General features: G+C 60.5%; 13 protein-coding genes. 8 read left to right on the forward strand and 5 right to left on the reverse strand.

Translation table 11 applies throughout. The features are described 5' to 3' along the window. The first annotated feature begins 20 nt into the window (after positions 1-20). The 3 genes from AACL53_RS16015 (at position 21) to AACL53_RS16025 (ending at position 1,249) form a co-directional block, all read left to right on the forward strand. On the forward strand, positions 21-500 hold the full coding sequence (locus AACL53_RS16015) for a hypothetical protein (RefSeq protein WP_339085533.1): 480 nt from the start codon (positions 21-23) through the stop codon (positions 498-500). Positions 501-637: 137 nt separating this feature from the next. Then, complete coding sequence (locus AACL53_RS16020; RefSeq protein WP_339085534.1) at positions 638-916, forward strand: cysteine rich repeat-containing protein; 279 nt, start codon at positions 638-640, stop codon at positions 914-916. Between the two features lie 45 nt (positions 917-961). Next, on the forward strand, positions 962-1,249 hold the full coding sequence (locus AACL53_RS16025; protein ID WP_339085535.1) for a hypothetical protein: 288 nt from the start codon (positions 962-964) through the stop codon (positions 1,247-1,249). Positions 1,250-1,309: 60 nt separating this feature from the next. Here the strand turns inward: AACL53_RS16025 and dxs are convergent, their stop codons facing one another. Next, positions 1,310-3,244 carry a 1-deoxy-D-xylulose-5-phosphate synthase gene (gene dxs, locus AACL53_RS16030; protein ID WP_339085536.1) on the reverse strand — a complete coding sequence of 645 codons (1,935 nt, stop codon included), beginning with the start codon at positions 3,242-3,244 and terminating at the stop codon, positions 1,310-1,312. A 254-nt stretch (positions 3,245-3,498) separates the two neighbouring features. Here dxs and AACL53_RS16035 point away from each other — a divergent pair, with 254 nt between their 5' ends. After that, on the forward strand, positions 3,499-4,134 hold the full coding sequence (locus tag AACL53_RS16035) for an ABC transporter substrate-binding protein (protein ID WP_339085537.1): 636 nt from the start codon (positions 3,499-3,501) through the stop codon (positions 4,132-4,134). A gap of 213 nt (positions 4,135-4,347) precedes the next feature. Here AACL53_RS16035 and AACL53_RS16040 read toward each other — a convergent pair whose 3' ends face one another. Next, the gene (locus AACL53_RS16040) at positions 4,348-5,316 is read right to left on the reverse strand and encodes a VacJ family lipoprotein (protein WP_339085538.1); all 969 of its coding nucleotides are present in this window, start codon (positions 5,314-5,316) and stop codon (positions 4,348-4,350) included. A gap of 113 nt (positions 5,317-5,429) precedes the next feature. On the opposite strand from AACL53_RS16040, the gene hpnI reads away from it, so the two are divergent. Together hpnI and hpnJ are read left to right on the forward strand one after the other, a co-directional pair. Then, a complete protein-coding gene (gene hpnI / locus AACL53_RS16045) occupies positions 5,430-6,563 on the forward strand; it encodes a bacteriohopanetetrol glucosamine biosynthesis glycosyltransferase HpnI (RefSeq protein ID WP_339085539.1) in 1,134 nt (377 codons plus the stop codon). Positions 6,564-6,575: 12 nt separating this feature from the next. Beyond that, positions 6,576-8,000 carry a hopanoid biosynthesis associated radical SAM protein HpnJ gene (gene hpnJ, locus AACL53_RS16050; RefSeq protein ID WP_339085540.1) on the forward strand — a complete coding sequence of 475 codons (1,425 nt, stop codon included), beginning with the start codon at positions 6,576-6,578 and terminating at the stop codon, positions 7,998-8,000. Positions 8,001-8,162: 162 nt separating this feature from the next. On the opposite strand, the gene AACL53_RS16055 is transcribed toward hpnJ, so the two are convergent. Next, positions 8,163-10,784, reverse strand: a complete 2,622-nt coding sequence (locus tag AACL53_RS16055) for an MMPL family transporter (protein WP_339086965.1) — start codon at positions 10,782-10,784, stop codon at positions 8,163-8,165. 352 nt (positions 10,785-11,136) lie between these two features. Here AACL53_RS16055 and ispH point away from each other — a divergent pair, with 352 nt between their 5' ends. Further along, positions 11,137-12,066 (forward strand): 4-hydroxy-3-methylbut-2-enyl diphosphate reductase, encoded by a 930-nt coding sequence (ispH, locus tag AACL53_RS16060; RefSeq protein WP_339085541.1) that lies wholly within the window; start codon positions 11,137-11,139, stop codon positions 12,064-12,066. Positions 12,067-12,112: 46 nt separating this feature from the next. Continuing rightward, the gene (gene hpnH, locus AACL53_RS16065) at positions 12,113-13,261 is read left to right on the forward strand and encodes an adenosyl-hopene transferase HpnH (protein WP_339085542.1); all 1,149 of its coding nucleotides are present in this window, start codon (positions 12,113-12,115) and stop codon (positions 13,259-13,261) included. On the opposite strand, the gene AACL53_RS16070 is transcribed toward hpnH, so the two are convergent. Together AACL53_RS16070 and shc are read right to left on the reverse strand one after the other, a co-directional pair. Then, positions 13,205-13,885, reverse strand: coding sequence for a phosphorylase (locus AACL53_RS16070; protein ID WP_339085543.1), 681 nt, complete (start codon positions 13,883-13,885; stop codon positions 13,205-13,207). The two genes, hpnH and AACL53_RS16070, sit on opposite strands and share 57 nt — an antisense overlap. A gap of 47 nt (positions 13,886-13,932) precedes the next feature. After that, positions 13,933-15,933, reverse strand: a complete 2,001-nt coding sequence (shc, locus tag AACL53_RS16075; RefSeq protein WP_339085544.1) for a squalene--hopene cyclase — start codon at positions 15,931-15,933, stop codon at positions 13,933-13,935. Positions 15,934-15,942: the final 9 nt, after the last annotated feature.

Consider the following 15,942-nt stretch of genomic DNA (forward strand, 5'->3'; position numbering starts at 1 on the left):
CAAAGATCAGTGAGGATCTCATGCGCAACATTGGCCCCGGACTCGCAATCGCCGCCATCACGTTTGCCGCCATTGGGGGATCGCTCTCTACTCAGGCTTCGGCGGACGAGCGCATGCAGTCCTCGTTTACTGCGCTCCTCGGCGAAGGCTTCGAGGTGAAATCCGTAACGCTCATACCTCTCGAGGTCGCCAAACGGGTGACCGAGAAGGTCAAGACGGACAACGTGGTCGTCACACTCCAGAACAAAGACGCCGTCGCGGTGTGCTACGTCGCATTTGCGAATTGGGCCTTCATGAACAAGGCCTCACTCGACTCGGCGACGCTCTGTGAAGTCCGTTCAGCCATGGTCGCCGAGAGCGCTGCGCCTCCGTCCGCGCCATCAGGCTCGACGTCAAGTTCCGAGCCTCCGGCAACCCCACCGCCGGCCGCTGAGCCGCCTGCCGCCGAGCCGCCGGCTGCAACGGCGCCAAACTCGCCGCCGCCCGGAACGACGCCTTAAGGCGCAGGTGGAAACCCGCCAGCCGCAAAATGTTCGCCAAGCGACTTTTCCGGGTCGTTTATGGCGTCGTTTGCCTTAGTCCCACCACGCCCTATGGGCATATGCCGAAAACACTTCCCTTTCATCAGTGAGAGATCGTGAGAAAAGTGAAGAATTCGGGATTGCGCAACGCATCGCTGGCACTGGCCGGTATCACGCTGATATTCGCGGTTGCGAGCGAGAGCTTCGCCCACAGCGGCACGCAGGAGGAGCAAGATGCATGCACGCCGGACGTGTTCCGCTACTGCTCGGCGCAAATTCCCAACGAAGAGCGCATCGTCGCGTGTTTGAACCGGCATCTTGCGAAGCTCAGCCCCGCTTGCCGCTCGGTGATGTCGGGCGGCCCGGCCACGCGGAAATCGCGTGAGGCACGATGAGCCCCGTTATTTGAGAGAAACGACAGTTCTTGCGAGGACGGAACCGTGCGAAGCAAAATTCTAATTCCGAACTTGCTCGTCGTCTGCATTGCGGGAGCCCTGACCACATTCGCTCACCCTCGCGCGGCCTTTGCTCACAGCGGAACAGCTGAGGAGCAATCCGCGTGCACCCCGGACGTGCTCAGTCTTTGCTTCTGGGACATTCCGAGCGAAGACCGCATCGTCGCGTGTCTCAATCGCAATTTGAAAAAATTGAGCCCCGCTTGCCGCAAGGTCATCGACGGACCGCCGGACGCCGCAGCCGACAAGAAATCCGATAAGACAAAACGCTGAACGGTTCGGACTGGCGCTGCCGTATTCCTTACAGCGAGCGCCCCGCTTGTTCCGACAGAACTAGGCGCGACCGCGGACGGCCTTTGCCTTGTTCATTTGAAGCGCATCGCAGACCGTCTCGACGATGCCTTGGGCCGACAGTCCCGCACGTTGATACATGACCTCGGGCTTGTCCTGATCCACGAAGACATCCGGCATGACCTTCGAGCGCACCTTAAGCCCGCGATCGAGCAGTCCGTTCTCCGCCAGATAATGCAGGACGTGACTACCGAAGCCGCCGACCGAGCCCTCTTCGATCGTCACGAGAACATCGTGATTTTCGGCGAGCTGCCGGATGAGTTCGGTATCCAGCGGCTTCATGAAGCGCGCGTCGGCAACGGTTGCGGAGAGGCCCAGCGCCGCCAGCTGATCGGCTGCTTTCAAGGTCTCTTGCAGGCGCGTTCCCAACGAGAGGAGCGCGATCGTCGTTCCCTCGCGTAAAACGCGGCCCTTGCCTATTTCGAGCGGGATGCCGACTTCGGGCATGGCGACGCCCGTTCCCTCGCCGCGGGGATAACGGAATGCGCTCGGGCGATCGTCGATCGAAGCAGCGGTGGCAACCATGTGCTTCAGCTCGGCCTCATCGGCAGCCGCCATGATGACCATATTCGGCAAGCAACCGAGGTAGGCCAGATCAAACGTTCCGGCGTGGGTCGCGCCATCCGCGCCGACGAAGCCAGCGCGGTCGATCGCAAATCTCACGGGCAAGCTCTGCAGCGCGACGTCATGCACGACCTGATCATAGCCACGCTGCAAAAACGTCGAGTAGATAGCGGCAAACGGCTTCATGCCTTCGGTGGCGAGGCCCGCCGCAAAAGTTACAGCATGCTGCTCGGCAATGCCGACGTCGAACGTCCGGTCCGGAAACTCGCGACCGAATACGTCGAGGCCCGTGCCATCCGGCATTGCCGCGGTGATGGCGACGATCTTCTCGTCTTTCTTGGCTTCAGCGATCAAGCTATCGGCGAACACGCGCGTATAGGACGGTGCCGACGCTGCGGGCTTCGCCTGCACGCCGGTGACGACGTTGAATTTCGCGACGCCGTGATATTTGTCGGCCGATGCTTCGGCGGGCGCGTATCCCTTGCCCTTCTGCGTCACGACGTGAACGAGGATCGGGCCCTCGCCGGCATCGCGAACATTTTTCAGGACTGGCAATAGCTGGTTCAGATCGTGGCCGTCGATCGGCCCGACGTAATGAAGTCCGAGTTCCTCGAACCAGGCGCCACCCTGCCAGAGACTGCGCGTATATTCTTCGACGCGCGCGGCGCGCCGTTCCCAGCTTTTGGGTAATCTCTTTGCCAGCTGCTTGGCGATATCGCGAACGTAAAAGTACGAGTCGCTCGAGCTAATCCGGGCAAGATATGACGACAGCGCGCCAGTCGGCGGGGCGATCGACATATCGTTGTCGTTCAGGATGACGATGAGCCGTTCGTTGCGGGCGCCCGCGTTGTTCATCGCTTCGTAGGCCATGCCGGCGCTCATGGCGCCGTCGCCTATCACGCAGACCACGTTGTTCGTTCCGCCCGACAATTCGCGCGCCACAGCCATGCCGAGGCCGGCGGATATGGATGTCGATGAGTGAGCCGCGCCGAAAGGATCGTAGTCGCTCTCGGTTCGCTTCGTGAATCCGGAAAGGCCGCCGGGCTGACGCAACGTCCTCATCCGGCTGCGACGGCCGGTCAGGATCTTATGTGGATACGATTGGTGGCTGACGTCCCAGATCAGGCGATCGTTCGGCGTATCGAAAAGATAGTGCAGCGCGACCGTCAGCTCGACGACACCCAATCCCGCGCCGAGGTGGCCGCCCGTTTGCGATACGGCATCAATGAGTTCCGCGCGGAGTTCCGCAGCGAGCTGCGGAAGTTCCTGTTCGGACAGTTGCCGAAGATCGGCAGGCGTATCCACCTGGTCCAAAAGCGGTGTTTTGGATACCCGAGGTACTACTGCATCCATAGACCGAACTCCCCCAAAAGCGTCATGCCCGAGTCCACAACCGTTCTAAATATGAACCCATGACACGGCGCAAAAAATGGAACATGCGAAACGAACCGGACTCTGCGGGGAAGTGTTGCAGCCAAGCCTCACAAATGGCAAACACCTGCGAGTGTAACGGCTAAATGCCGCCACCGTGTCAACCTAGGAGACTTTCCCGCCGCGGGAGACTCGCCGATGGCCAACGGTATTTGAAATCAATCAGGGGAGGGGCAATGGTCCCGGCCAGAAAATTACGTGTTTTGGGGGCGTCGATCGCCGCTTTGATGACGGCGCTTCTCGCCACACCTCAGTTTGCCCACGCGCAAGCCGCCGACGCGCCGGAGAAGACGATCAATGGACTGAACGCCAAGCTTCTCGATACTATGAAGCAGGCGCAGGCCCTTGGCGTGCAGGGCCGCTATGATGCGCTCGCACCGGTTCTGGCCACGACGTACGACATTGGATCGATGTCCCGCGTGGCCGTCGGGCGAAGCTGGGAGACGTTCCGGCCAGAGCAACAGGCCGCCGTTACCGAAGCATTCGGGCGCATGATGATCGCGACCTATGCGAAGCGATTTGACGGTTTTTCGGGCGAAACGTTCGAGATCGCCGAGATCACCGACCGGGCGCCGACCGATAAGATGGTGAAAACCCGGATCGTGCAGAGCAACGGCAAACCGGTGGCGATCAATTACTTGATGCGCAAAACGGGACCGCAGTGGAAGATTGTCGACGTCTATCTCGACGGCACAATCAGCGAGCTCGCTAGCCGGCGTGCGGAGTTCACTTCGATACTCAATGCGGGCGGACCCGATGCCCTCATCGCCTCGCTCAAGAAGCAAGGCGACAGGCTGTTATCCGGAAGCTGATTTCGCAAATTCGTGGCCGGCCCGATTGCGATCGGGCCGGTCGCGCAACACACTTTCCTTCGCTGCCCGTCTTCGTGCGCCGGCTCTCTCGTCCGCCGCTCTACCCAAAGCTTCGAACGTCCGGCGAGCGCGTTATCCGAAACGGATCAAAGCCTATTCACGTTGTGAAAACGACGGGCCACATGGCTTCGCCGCGGTAAGTCGGGATCGACTCTAGCGCGTCTCGATTGGCGTCGGCGGGCCAACGACAACAATCGAACTGCCATGTTCGGATGCGCTCGACATTTTCGGTACGTCGGTCATCCGTCTCTTTTCGAGCATCGTCGGCGAGGACACGAGCGTCATAACAGGCTCGATCGCATTGGGATCCGGCGGCTTGGGCGTTCCCGTTAGCGCGCTCGTTTCCAACGCTTCCTGCAATTCAGCCTGGCGCTTCTGGTCCGTAACGCTGCGCAGCATCGAATAGAAGTCGATCGAGCTATCCTCGAGCGTCTGCATATCTTCGACTTTGCTCAAGTTCGAGAGCGGGCTGGTCACGCTGCCCGCGAGATTTATGCGGCTGGCAAGCGTTGCGGCCTTTGTCGGAATCAAAGCGCCGGCCGGTATTTGCGCGGCGAATTCGACGCCGGTGCCGATTGCGTCTCTAACGTTCGTCGGCCCAATGATCGGCAGGACCAGATAAGCGCTATCCCTGTAACCCCAGACATACATCGTCTGTCCGAAGTCACCGGACTGGTGAGTCATGCCTTGCGTTACCGCAACGTCGAACAGTCCGCCGAGGCCCAGCGTCGAGTTGAGGGCGAAACGGCCGAATGTCGTTGCGGCAGCCTGGAGCCGGAGCTGCAAGATGTTGTTCGCGAACGTCATCGGCTCGGAGAGGTTCGTCGTGAACGCGTCGACGCGATCGCGGACTTCCTCAGGCACGTTCTCGTTATAGGATTTCGCAGCCGGATACAGGACATCGTGATTGAAATCCTGGTTGGCCTCGAACACCGAGCGATTGAACTTCTCGTTGGGGTCGGCAATGGCCTTCGGCTCAGAGTCGTATTCGGCCGATGCCAGATGTTGCGCGGAAATTGAAGGCGCAGACGTGCTCGCGCAGGCCGACAGGCCCACGCCGACTAAAATTAAGCCGACCCAATTCAGGATAGCGCTGACTTTCAAGTCCCGATATTCCCCCATGCTGGCCCCACGGCCGAGCAACCTCAGATCTATCGCAGCCACATGCAGAACGCTAGATTACCTACCGATGCCAGTAGGCTTTCCCCCAGATCAAACCAGAAAGTAACGTCAGAATGACGTCCTGTCTGTGGCTTGTATGCACTCTCGTTGCCGTTATCGGCAGCGTTTATGCGATATTGGCTGCTTTCTTGGTGACACGATTTGCCTGCCGTCCCAAGTCGATTTTAGGGCGATCGGAAAATGTCGCGCTGATCAAGCCGCTTTACGGCGCTGAACCAGGGCTGTGCGCCAATCTCGGATCGTTCCTTCAGCAGAACTACACGGGCGAAGTTAAAATACTATTCGGTGTTCAGAATGCCGCCGACCCGGCGATAGCCGTTGTGCGCAACCTTGAAGAGCGGTTTCCCGGAGCGGATATCGAACTTGTTGCATCCTCGCGAAATGCTGGCGGCAACCCGAAAATTTCCAACGTCCTCAACATTTTCCCGCGCGCGCCACACGACATTCTGATTCTCAGCGACAGCGATATGCGCGTCGAAGATACCTACGTCCGGGATGTCGTCGCCACATTACAGCAACCGGAAGTTGGGCTCGTCACCTGCCTCTATCGCGGATGCGCGATCGGAGGGTTCTGGTCGCGACTTGCCGCCGCAGCGGTCGACCAGCATTTTCTTCCGAGCGTGCTCGTTGGCGTTCATTTCGGCCTCGCGAAGCCATGTTTCGGTTCGACGATTGCGATGCGCCGGAGCACGCTCGCCGAGATCGGGGGGTTCGAAGCCTTCGCCGACACGTTGGCCGATGACTACGCCATGGGCGACGCCGTCCGTCGAAAGGGCCTGAAAGTCGCGATCGCGCCTTTCACGGTCGGACATACTTTTTCGGAAGACTCATTTGCAGCACTTCTCGCGCATGAGCTTCGATGGGCGCGTACGATAAGGCTCGTCGACCCAATTGGTTATGCCGGTTCCGTCATTACTCATCCGCTGCCGTTCGCGCTGGCAGCGTTGCCTTTGAGTGGCTTCAGCGTCATAGCGTGGATGATGGTTTTTGGGACGCTTGCGTGCCGCCTTTTGGTTCCGTTACAAGTTGAGCGACTGCCTGGCGGGGGGAAGAGTTCGATTTGGCTCACACCTTTGCGCGACCTGTTGAGCTTTGCGATGTTCATCGCAAGCTACGCGCCCGGAGCTGTCAGTTGGAGGGGCCGCCGCTACAGCGTCGGCGCCGATGGGACTGTTAAGCCGATATGAAAGGCGCCCACGATGCGCACACTATTCTTGCAGGCTCCTTCGTTCGACGGTTTCGACGGCGGAGCCGGATCACGATATCAAGCGCGTCGCGAAATCCAGTCCTTCTGGTACCCGACGTGGCTCGCGCAGCCGGCAGCTCTGGTCGAGAATTCCAAGCTCATCGACGCGCCGCCGCACCGTACCAGCCTGCAGGATGTTCTCGCTCAAGTGCGGGATTACGACCTCGCGGTGCTGCACACCTCGACGCCGTCGTTTGATTCCGACGTCAAAGTCATCGAGGCGATGAAGGCGACCAACCCGAACCTCAAGGTCGGATTGATCGGCGCCAAGGTCGCGGTGCAGTCCAACGAAAGCCTGGTGGATGCGCCGATTGTCGACTTCGTTGCCCGCAACGAGTTCGACTTCACGATCAAGGACGTCGCCGACGGCTTGGCCTGGAGCGACATCAAGGGTCTTTCCTACCGCAACTCGCAGGGCGTCATCGTGCACAACGAAGACCGCGCTGTGATGCACGACATGGACACGCTGCCCTTCGTTACGCCGGTCTACAAGCGCGACCTGGTGATGGAGAATTACTTCATCGGCTATCTGAAGCACCCGTACATCTCGTTCTACACGGGGCGCGGCTGCAAGAGCCGCTGCACATTCTGCCTGTGGCCTCAGACCGTTGGCGGCCATCGCTATCGGACCCGCTCAGTCGGGCACGTCATCGAGGAGGTGCGCTACATCCTCAAGGCGTTCCCGCAGATGAAAGAGCTGATGTTCGACGATGATACCTTCACCGACGACCTGCCGCGCGCGGAAGCAATCGCCAAGGAACTCGGCAAGCTCGGCGTCACGTGGTCGTGCAATGCCAAGGCGAACGTACCGCGCGAGACGCTGAAGGTGCTCAAGGACAACGGCCTGCGCTTGCTGCTCGTCGGCTACGAGAGCGGCAACCAGCAGATCCTGCACAACATCAAGAAGGGCATGCGGGTCGAGGTTGCGGAGAAGTTCACGAAGGACTGCCACGAACTCGGCATCAAGATCCACGGCACCTTCATCCTCGGCCTTCCGGGAGAGTCGAAGGAGACGATCGAGGAGACCATCAAGTTTGCGACGCGGATCAACCCCCACACGATCCAGGTCTCGCTCGCGGCGCCCTATCCGGGCACATTCCTCTACAAGCAGGCGTCTGAGAACGGCTGGCTCGACGTCGACAACGCCGAACTCATCAACGCCAACGGCATCCAGATCGCGCCGCTGCACTATCCAGGTCTGTCGCACACCGAGATCTTCTCTTCGGTCGAGGACTTCTATCGCAAGTTCTACTTCCGGGTGCCGAAGATTGCTTCGATCGTCGGCGAGATGATAACGCAGCCCGACATGATGAAGCGGCGCCTCCGTGAGGGCGTCGAATTCTTCCAGTTCCTGCGTGAACGCCGCAACGCCGCGTAGTTTCTGAGCTGCCATCGACTTGGATGGATCCCGGCCTCCGCCGGGATGACGGGGTGTGGGTGGCCTTCTTCCAATAACGTAATCCCCGCGCAGGGCGGGGATCCGACCAAGCAAATAGTTCATCGCAAGTCTAGGCGTGAATGACCAGCTTGGGCGGGTTGATTATGGCGCGCTTTGTGGGGCCTTTTCGTTTTCGTGCTTGGCCTCGTTCCGAGGCGGACCCATCAGGATCGGCTGGAAGAAAACGGCCGCCGCAAGCGTCGTCACGAGCGACAGCGCAAGCAGCTCGCCCATGCTCGACGTTCCGGGATGACTTGAGAAGAACAAGCTGCCGAACGCGACGGCCGTCGTCATGGCGCTGAACATGACCGCGCGCGTCAGCGGCGACGCGAGCAAGCTTGTTTCGCCTTCGCGCCAAGCGAGCACATAATAAATCTTGAAGGCGACGCCGACGCCCAGCAGCACAGGCAGCGCGATGATGTTCGCGAAATTCAAAGGCAGCTTGAGCAGCACGCATAGCTCGAGCGTGACGACGCCGGCGAGCAACAGCGGCACGAGCGTCAGCAGCACGTCCGAGACGCGGCGGAGCGCAACGAACAGGATGATCGTTATCGAAACGAGCGCCAGCAAGCCCGCCTGGATGAATGAGCGCACAACCGTCTTCGCAGATTCCTGGATGAGGATCGGCACGCCGGTTGCTTCGGGCGCAACGGCGAGCACGGCTGACGCAAAGCGGCGAAGGTTCGCATTGTCGTTGCCATCGCCCTTCGGCCCGACTTCGACCCGCGCACGGCCATCGGCCGTTGTCCAGTCGGCAATGATCTCCGGCGGCAGACTTTCAAGCGTTACCGGCTCAGCCTTGAGCGCTGAACGAATTTGCGTGAGGCGCAGTTTGAGGCCGTCGAGCAGTGCCTTTTCAACCTTTGCCCGCACGTCGGGCGGCGCGTCCGCGAGTTTGCGAAGCGTCGCAGCCATGTCGGTGGCCAGCGGCGGTGCGCCCGGCAATTTGCTGACGTCCTCAAATGCCTTGGCGGTATCTCTGAGCGTCGCCTGCGTTTCGGCGTCCGTCGGCGTCGCCGCAATCTCGTCGGGCTCGATGGTCGGACCGAGCAGGTCCGCCGCGTCTCTTATGATGGCCAGCTTTTCGTCCTGATGGTCGGGCACGAAGCTCGCCAGCGTTACCGTGTGGCCGACTTCCGGCAGCTTATCGAGCTTTGCTCCCAGCGCCTTCGCGTCGGTGAGGTTCGGCGCCAGGATTTCGATCGTGTTCGGAGCGGTCAACGGATCGCGCATCAGATCGTTGAAGGTCGAGACCGATTCGACCTTGTTGCTGCGCAAGTTGATCGGATTGAAATCGAACTCCAGCTTGGTGAGAAGCGGCAGTCCGGCGACGACGCCGATCGCCGTCAGCGCAAGAATGACGTGACGGTGGCGTGCCATGAAGCGATCTACCGGCGCGAGAGACTGGTAGCCGACGTCGTGCGGCTCGCCCGGAGGATTAAGAACGGAGAGCATCGCCGGCAAGAAAGTGATGCTCGTCAGGAACGCGATAATCATGCCGCTGCCGGCAATGAGGCCAAGCTCGGATACGCCGCGATAATCGGTCGGCAGAAATGCGTAGAAGCCCGCGGTTGTCGCTGCGGCTGCGAGCGCGAGAGGCTTCCCGGCGTTCTTGCCCGCCGCGATCAAGGCGTCGCGGAGGCCATGTTTGTTGAAACGCTCGTGGCGGTACCTGACCGAGAACTGGATGCCGAAATCGACGCCGATGCCAACGAACAGCACCGCGAACGCGACCGAGATAAGGTTGAGTGCGCCGACGAGGTAGAGACCCAGCGCACCCGTCATCGCAAGTCCGGCGAAGAGGCTGACGAGCACGGCGAAGATGATGCGACCCGATCTGAGCGCCAGCCAAAGAATGAAAAGAACGGCTGCGATCGTGACGGCCGTGTTGATGGCTGCGCCTTCGGCAACGGTCCCGAATTCCTCATCCGCCATCGGGACGGATCCCGTCAGCCGAACCCGCACGCCGTTCTCGGGCGTCAATTCCAGGCGCTCCGCGGTTTTGCGGATCAACGCGGTTGCGTCGGCGCCGGGCTGCAAATCGGAATAATCGAGAACGGGCTTCACCTCGAGGAAGCGGCGGAGTTCGGAGGGGTTCGGGCGTCCGCCCGTCAAAAGTTGACCCCAGGAGAATGCCGTTTCCCGGCCCGCCATGAGGTCATCGATGGCGTTCGCCAGCGCGCCCAGCGGCTTGTCGAAGTCCGACCACTTGGCGCGGTCGTCCTTCACACCCAGAGGGACGAAAGAGAGCGCCTTCGCCAACCCGTTGAGCGTCGGATCGGCAGCGAGCGTGCCGAGCACGGGCTGCGCTTTGATCAGGCCCTCGGTGGTCTCCTTGAGCTCCGGCAGCGACAGATAAAGGAGGCCGTTCTTTTCGAAGAAGGGACCGCCATCACGTCGCCGGACGATTTGGAAAGGATCGGGTTTCGATTCGCTCAAGGCCGCCGCGAGACTGGCTGCGGCGGCTTCGGTCAGCTCCGGAGTTTTACCGTCAATGACTATATCGATGGTGTCGGTGTGCTGAGGAAACGCGGCGTCGAATTGACGCTCGCGCTGCCGCCAATCGAGGTCCGACGAGATCAGCTCGCTCGTATCGGTTGTGATGGCGAAATGGTTGACGACGTAGAAAATGGCGCCTGCCGTCAATGCCAGGCCCAGCAAGATGCTGGCCCAGCGCAGTCGCACAGAGATGTCGACGATAGCGGAAACGACGCGCTCGATCATGTGCGCGCAGCCGGTCGTGTTGGACGGCGTTGGATATTGAGATCGCAATTCGACATTCTAGAACGGACTCATGGTACCCCGGGGGAGGGATCGTTTCTCTCAACAGGCACCTACGATGTCGAACCTGTCGAGTACATAAACAGATGACATCTTTCAGTGTGTTGCTTTTGAGACACGACACTTCAACTGCATGAACGGCGCGACGTTGCCTCGGCTGCCTATCGATTGAACTAGCGCATAAAGTCGTGGACGACCATGACCGAACACGCCGAACGTCATTAACGGGATGCGTTGATCTATTAGGTCTTTGACGGCGCGAGATATTGCGCATTCGCAGAACGGGGGTTTCTGCATGAAAGTGATTTTGGCGCAGCCCCGGGGTTTTTGCGCAGGCGTGGTTCGAGCAATCGACATCGTCGAACGCTCGCTCGCCCAACGCAACGGGCCGGTGTATGTGCGCCACGAAATCGTTCACAACCGTCATGTCGTCAACGACCTCAAAGCCAAGGGCGCGCGCTTCGTCGAAGATCTGGCGGAAGTGCCCAATGGCGCGCTCACGATTTTCAGCGCTCACGGCGTGTCGCGCGCCGTCGAAGCCGACGCGAAAACGCGCCGCCTCACCGTCGTCGACGCGACATGCCCTCTCGTGTCCAAGGTCCACAAGCAAGGCCAGCGATATTCATCGCTCGGGCGGGCTGTGATCCTGATCGGTCATGCGGGCCACCCGGAGATCGAAGGCACGCTCGGGCGCATTTCCGGGCCCGTTTACCTTGTCGAAAGCCGCGACGACGTGGCGAAACTCGATATTCCGGACGATACGCCCGTTGCCTACATCACTCAGACGACTTTGAGCGTGGATGACACCCGAGCGACGATCGAGGCGGTGAAAGAACGTTTCACCGACGTCATTGGGCCGGAAACACGTGACATCTGCTACGCGACGCAAAACCGGCAAACAGCCGTTCGCGACCTTTGCCGCTTCGTCGAGGTTCTTCTGGTCGTTGGAGCGAGCAATAGCTCGAACTCGAACAGGCTACGGGAAATCGGTGCCGAATGCGGAATACCAAGCTATCTCGTCGCAGACGGTGGCGAGGTCGACCCGGCATGGCTTGCCGGAGTGAACCTAGTTGGCGTAACAGCAGGTGCTTCGGCGCCTGATGTTCTTGTCGAAGACGTTATCGCCGCCATCGGAAGGGTCTCACCGATCGAGATCGAAATCCTCGATGGCGTCGAAGAGAAAATTACATTCCGCCTGCCGCCTGAATTGCTCGAGGCATCATGATCGGGAATAATGCTGGTTCGAGCGCCGCAAGAAGGAGCCCTGTCGGGTGGGAATTCCATTAAACCAAGCTTTGTCGGTAGGTGCCTACGTCATCAGACAGCACCTCATGGGGCGCAAACGCTATCCGCTCGTGCTGATGCTCGAGCCGCTCTTCCGTTGCAATCTCGCCTGCGCGGGCTGCGGAAAGATCGACTATCCCGACAAGATCCTCAACCAGCGCATCTCGGTCGCTGACGCACTGCATTCGATGGACGAATGCGGAGCGCCGGTCGTCGTGCTGGCCGGCGGCGAGCCGCTGCTCCACAAGGAGCTGCCGGAGATCGTCGAAGGCGCGCTCAAAAAGGGCAAGTTCGTCACCGTCTGCACGAACGCGCTGCTACTTGAAAAGAAGATCGATCTTTACAAGCCGCACAGCCGCTTCAACTGGTCGATCCATCTCGATGGCGACAAGGAGATGCACGACAGGTCGGTTTGCCAGAAGGGCGTCTACGACCGGGCAATCGAAGCGATCAAGGTTGCAAAGGCCAAGGGCTTCCGCGTCAACATCAACACGACGCTGTTCAGCGACGCGAAGCCGGAGCAGGTTGCAAACTTCCTCGACGAGATGAACAAGATCGGCATCGGCGGCATCACCATTTCGCCGGGCTATGCCTACGAGCGCGCGCCTGATCAGCAGCACTTCCTCAATCGCACGAAGACGAAGCAGCTTTTCCGCGACATCCTCAAGCGCGGTCGTGGCGGACGCGCGTGGCCGTTCTTCCAGTCGGCGCTGTTCCTCGACTTCCTCGCGGGCAACCAGACCTATCAGTGCACGCCGTGGGGCAATCCCACGCGCACCGTGTTCGGCTGGCAGAAGCCCTGCTATCTGCTCGGCGAAGGTTATACGAAGACCTTCAAGGAGCTGATGGAAAGCACCGACTGGGACAAGTACGGCACCGGCAATTACGAGAAGTGCGCAGATTGCATGGTGCACTCGGGCTTCGAAGCGACAGCCGTCATGGATGCGGTGAAGAAGCCTTGGAAGATCGCGGCCGTCGCGCTTAGAGGCGTCAAGACGGACGGTCCGATGGCGCCTGAAATCCCGCTCGACAAGCAGCGTCCGGCCGAGTTCGTGTTCTCACGGCACGTCGAGAACAAGCTAACGGAGATCAGCGAAGCCGAGGCCCGGGCCAAGAAGCCGGTAGCAGCGGAATAATCCGCGCATCGCCCGGCGCGTTGCGTTGGCGGTCAGCAGCAGGCTCGGGAGCTGGCCCGGACGAACCATCAATGACTTGAGGACGGCGGAAATGTCCGGCGTCCCATCAGGCTTCAGGCCGTTGACGGCCGCCGGCGGAAGCCGCTGCTTCGATGTATCGGCGATCACGCGGAGAACCGCGAACGGCAATTGATGCTCGGCGGCGAGGCGCGCAACGATGTGGCTTTCCATATCGGCCGCGAAGGCGCCGGTCGCCATGTAGAGTTTCTGCTTGTCGCCCGGCTCGGAGATGACGGCTTTCGCTCCGACGATTGCTCCGGACTCTGCGTTCGGCACCGCTTCGAAGAGGCGATCGCTCCAGCGTTCGTCCGCCATGTAGGGCGTCCCGCCGCTGACGACGGACGTGCCGACGACAATCGTTCCGGATGCCAGGCCCGGCCTTAGGCCGCCTGCGATCCCGAAACTGATGAGACCGCGGATGCCGCCATTGGCGATGGACCGCTCGATCAGTGATGCGAGGCGCTGCTCATCGCCGCCGCCGGCCAAAGCTTTCACGAACCCGGATCGTTGCGCGACCCGAGCTTCGGCCCTCAGCCCCGTTGCGGCGACTACGACCCCCCTCATTCCCTCACATCATCCCCCGGATTATCCCCTCAGCCTATCCCATCTTCTTACATTCCGACCATAACTGATCGGGTATTTGAGGCTTTTAGATTGCGGTAGCGCGCCAAAGCCCACATCGGGAAGAATTTCGGGTAGCCGTGGTAGCGAAGATAGAAGACGCGCGGGAAGCCGGTTGCCGTGAAGCGCTTCTCGTCCCAGAAGCCGTCTGCCCCTTGAGTCGCGGCGAGGTAGGCGACGCCTCTCTGGACGGCGGGATTGTCGACCTCACCGGCCGCCATCAGCCCCATGAGCGCCCATGACGTTTGCGACGCTGTGCTCGGTGCCGGGTTGTAGCCCTTGTAATCGAGGCGATAGCTTTCGCCGTCCTCGCCCCAGCCGCCGTCGTTGTTCTGGATCGCAAGAAGCCACGTGACGGCCTTACGGACCACGCTCGATGCCGGATCGACGCCCGCGGCGTTGAGCGCGCACAACACCGACCACGTACCGTAGATGTAATTCATTCCCCAGCGGCCGTACCAGCTGCCGTCTTTTTCCTGCGTCCGTTCCAGGTAGGCGACCGCGTTATCGAGAACATAGCTTTGGCCGCGGCGTTCGCCGAGTTGTGCCAGCATTGAAACGCAGCGCGCGGCGACGTCGGCAGTCGGCGGGTCGAGCAACGCGCCGTGATCGGAAAACGGAATCTGATTGAGGTATTCGTAGTTATTGTCGGCGTCGAAGGCGCCCCAGCCGCCGTTCTTGCTCTGCATGCCTTCGATCCACTCGCGGCCGCGCGCGATCGATTCGCGATATGCTTCCCCGTTGGGCTCTACGCGACCCAGGGCGCGGTCCATCGCCATCACGACCACGGCCGTGTCGTCGGTATCGGGATAGTGGGGATTTGCGTACTGGAACGCCCAACCGCCGGGACGAATGCCTGGACGGCTCGCCGCCCAATCGCCGACAGTGTCGAGCACCTGCAACGGCTTCAGCCATTCGAGCGCGCGCGTGGCGGCCGCCTCGGCCTGTGTGTCGCCGACTTCCATAAGTGCATGCGTTGAAAGCGCCGTATCCCAGACAGGCGACAAGCAGGGCTGACAGTAGGCCTCGTCATCCTTGACGATCAGCAGCTTCTCGATCGAGCCGCGCGCGGTACGGTAATTCGGATGATCGTGGGAATATCCGAGCGCGTCATAGACCAGCAAGGAATTGACCATTGCCGGGAAGATTGCGCCCAAGCCATCTTCGCCGTTCAGCCGCTCGTCCACGAACGCCACAGCCTTATCGATCGAGCGTTTCCGTAGCGACTTCGGGAAATACGGCTCAAAGAACCGCAGCACGCGATCTATTGCGCCGAATATTTCCGACCACGGCGATTTTTGATGCGGGCCTTTCGGCCAGACTTTGACGTCCTCCGGCGGGATCGTGAACAGCTCGGAGATGCCGACAGCTTTCGGATTCCGCGCCCTCGGTTTCAAGGCGTTAAGCACCGTCAGCGGCACCACCACGGTGCGTGCCCAGTAGGAGATCTTGTCGAGATGGAACGGGAACCATCGCGGCAGCACCATGATCTCGACGGGCATTACCGGAACGCCGGTCCAAGGTATGGTGCCGAAAAGCGCGAGCAGGTTGCGCGTGAAAACGTTGGCGTGAGAGGCGCCCCCTTGCGAGAGGATCCAACCGCGCGCCTTCTTCATGTAAGGCTCGTCGGTGCCGACACCGATCATCTTCAGCGCATAGTAGGCTTTCACGCTCGCGCTGATGTTCGACGCGCCATCATGAAAAAGCGGCCAGCCGCCATTCTCGGACTGGATGCGGCGGAGATAATTGGCGATCTTGGCTTCGAGAGCGGCGTCCACCGGCTCGGCAAGATAGTGGCGCATCAAAACGTATTCTGCGGGGATCGTCGCGTCCGCCTCGAGTTCGAAAACGAAATGACCGTCGTCCCGCTGCAGCGCCAGCAGCGCCTTTTTGGCGGCGGTTATCGCGTTTTCGATGTCAGGCGTTGAGATCTCGCGCATCGCGCTATCGGACGGCAGGCGAGCGGAATGCGTCGCAGAGTCGAAATTCATAGATGCTCT

It is taken from the genome of Hyphomicrobium sp. ghe19 (genome assembly GCF_902712875.1).
In the GTDB taxonomy this organism is placed as follows: domain Bacteria; phylum Pseudomonadota; class Alphaproteobacteria; order Rhizobiales; family Hyphomicrobiaceae; genus Hyphomicrobium_B.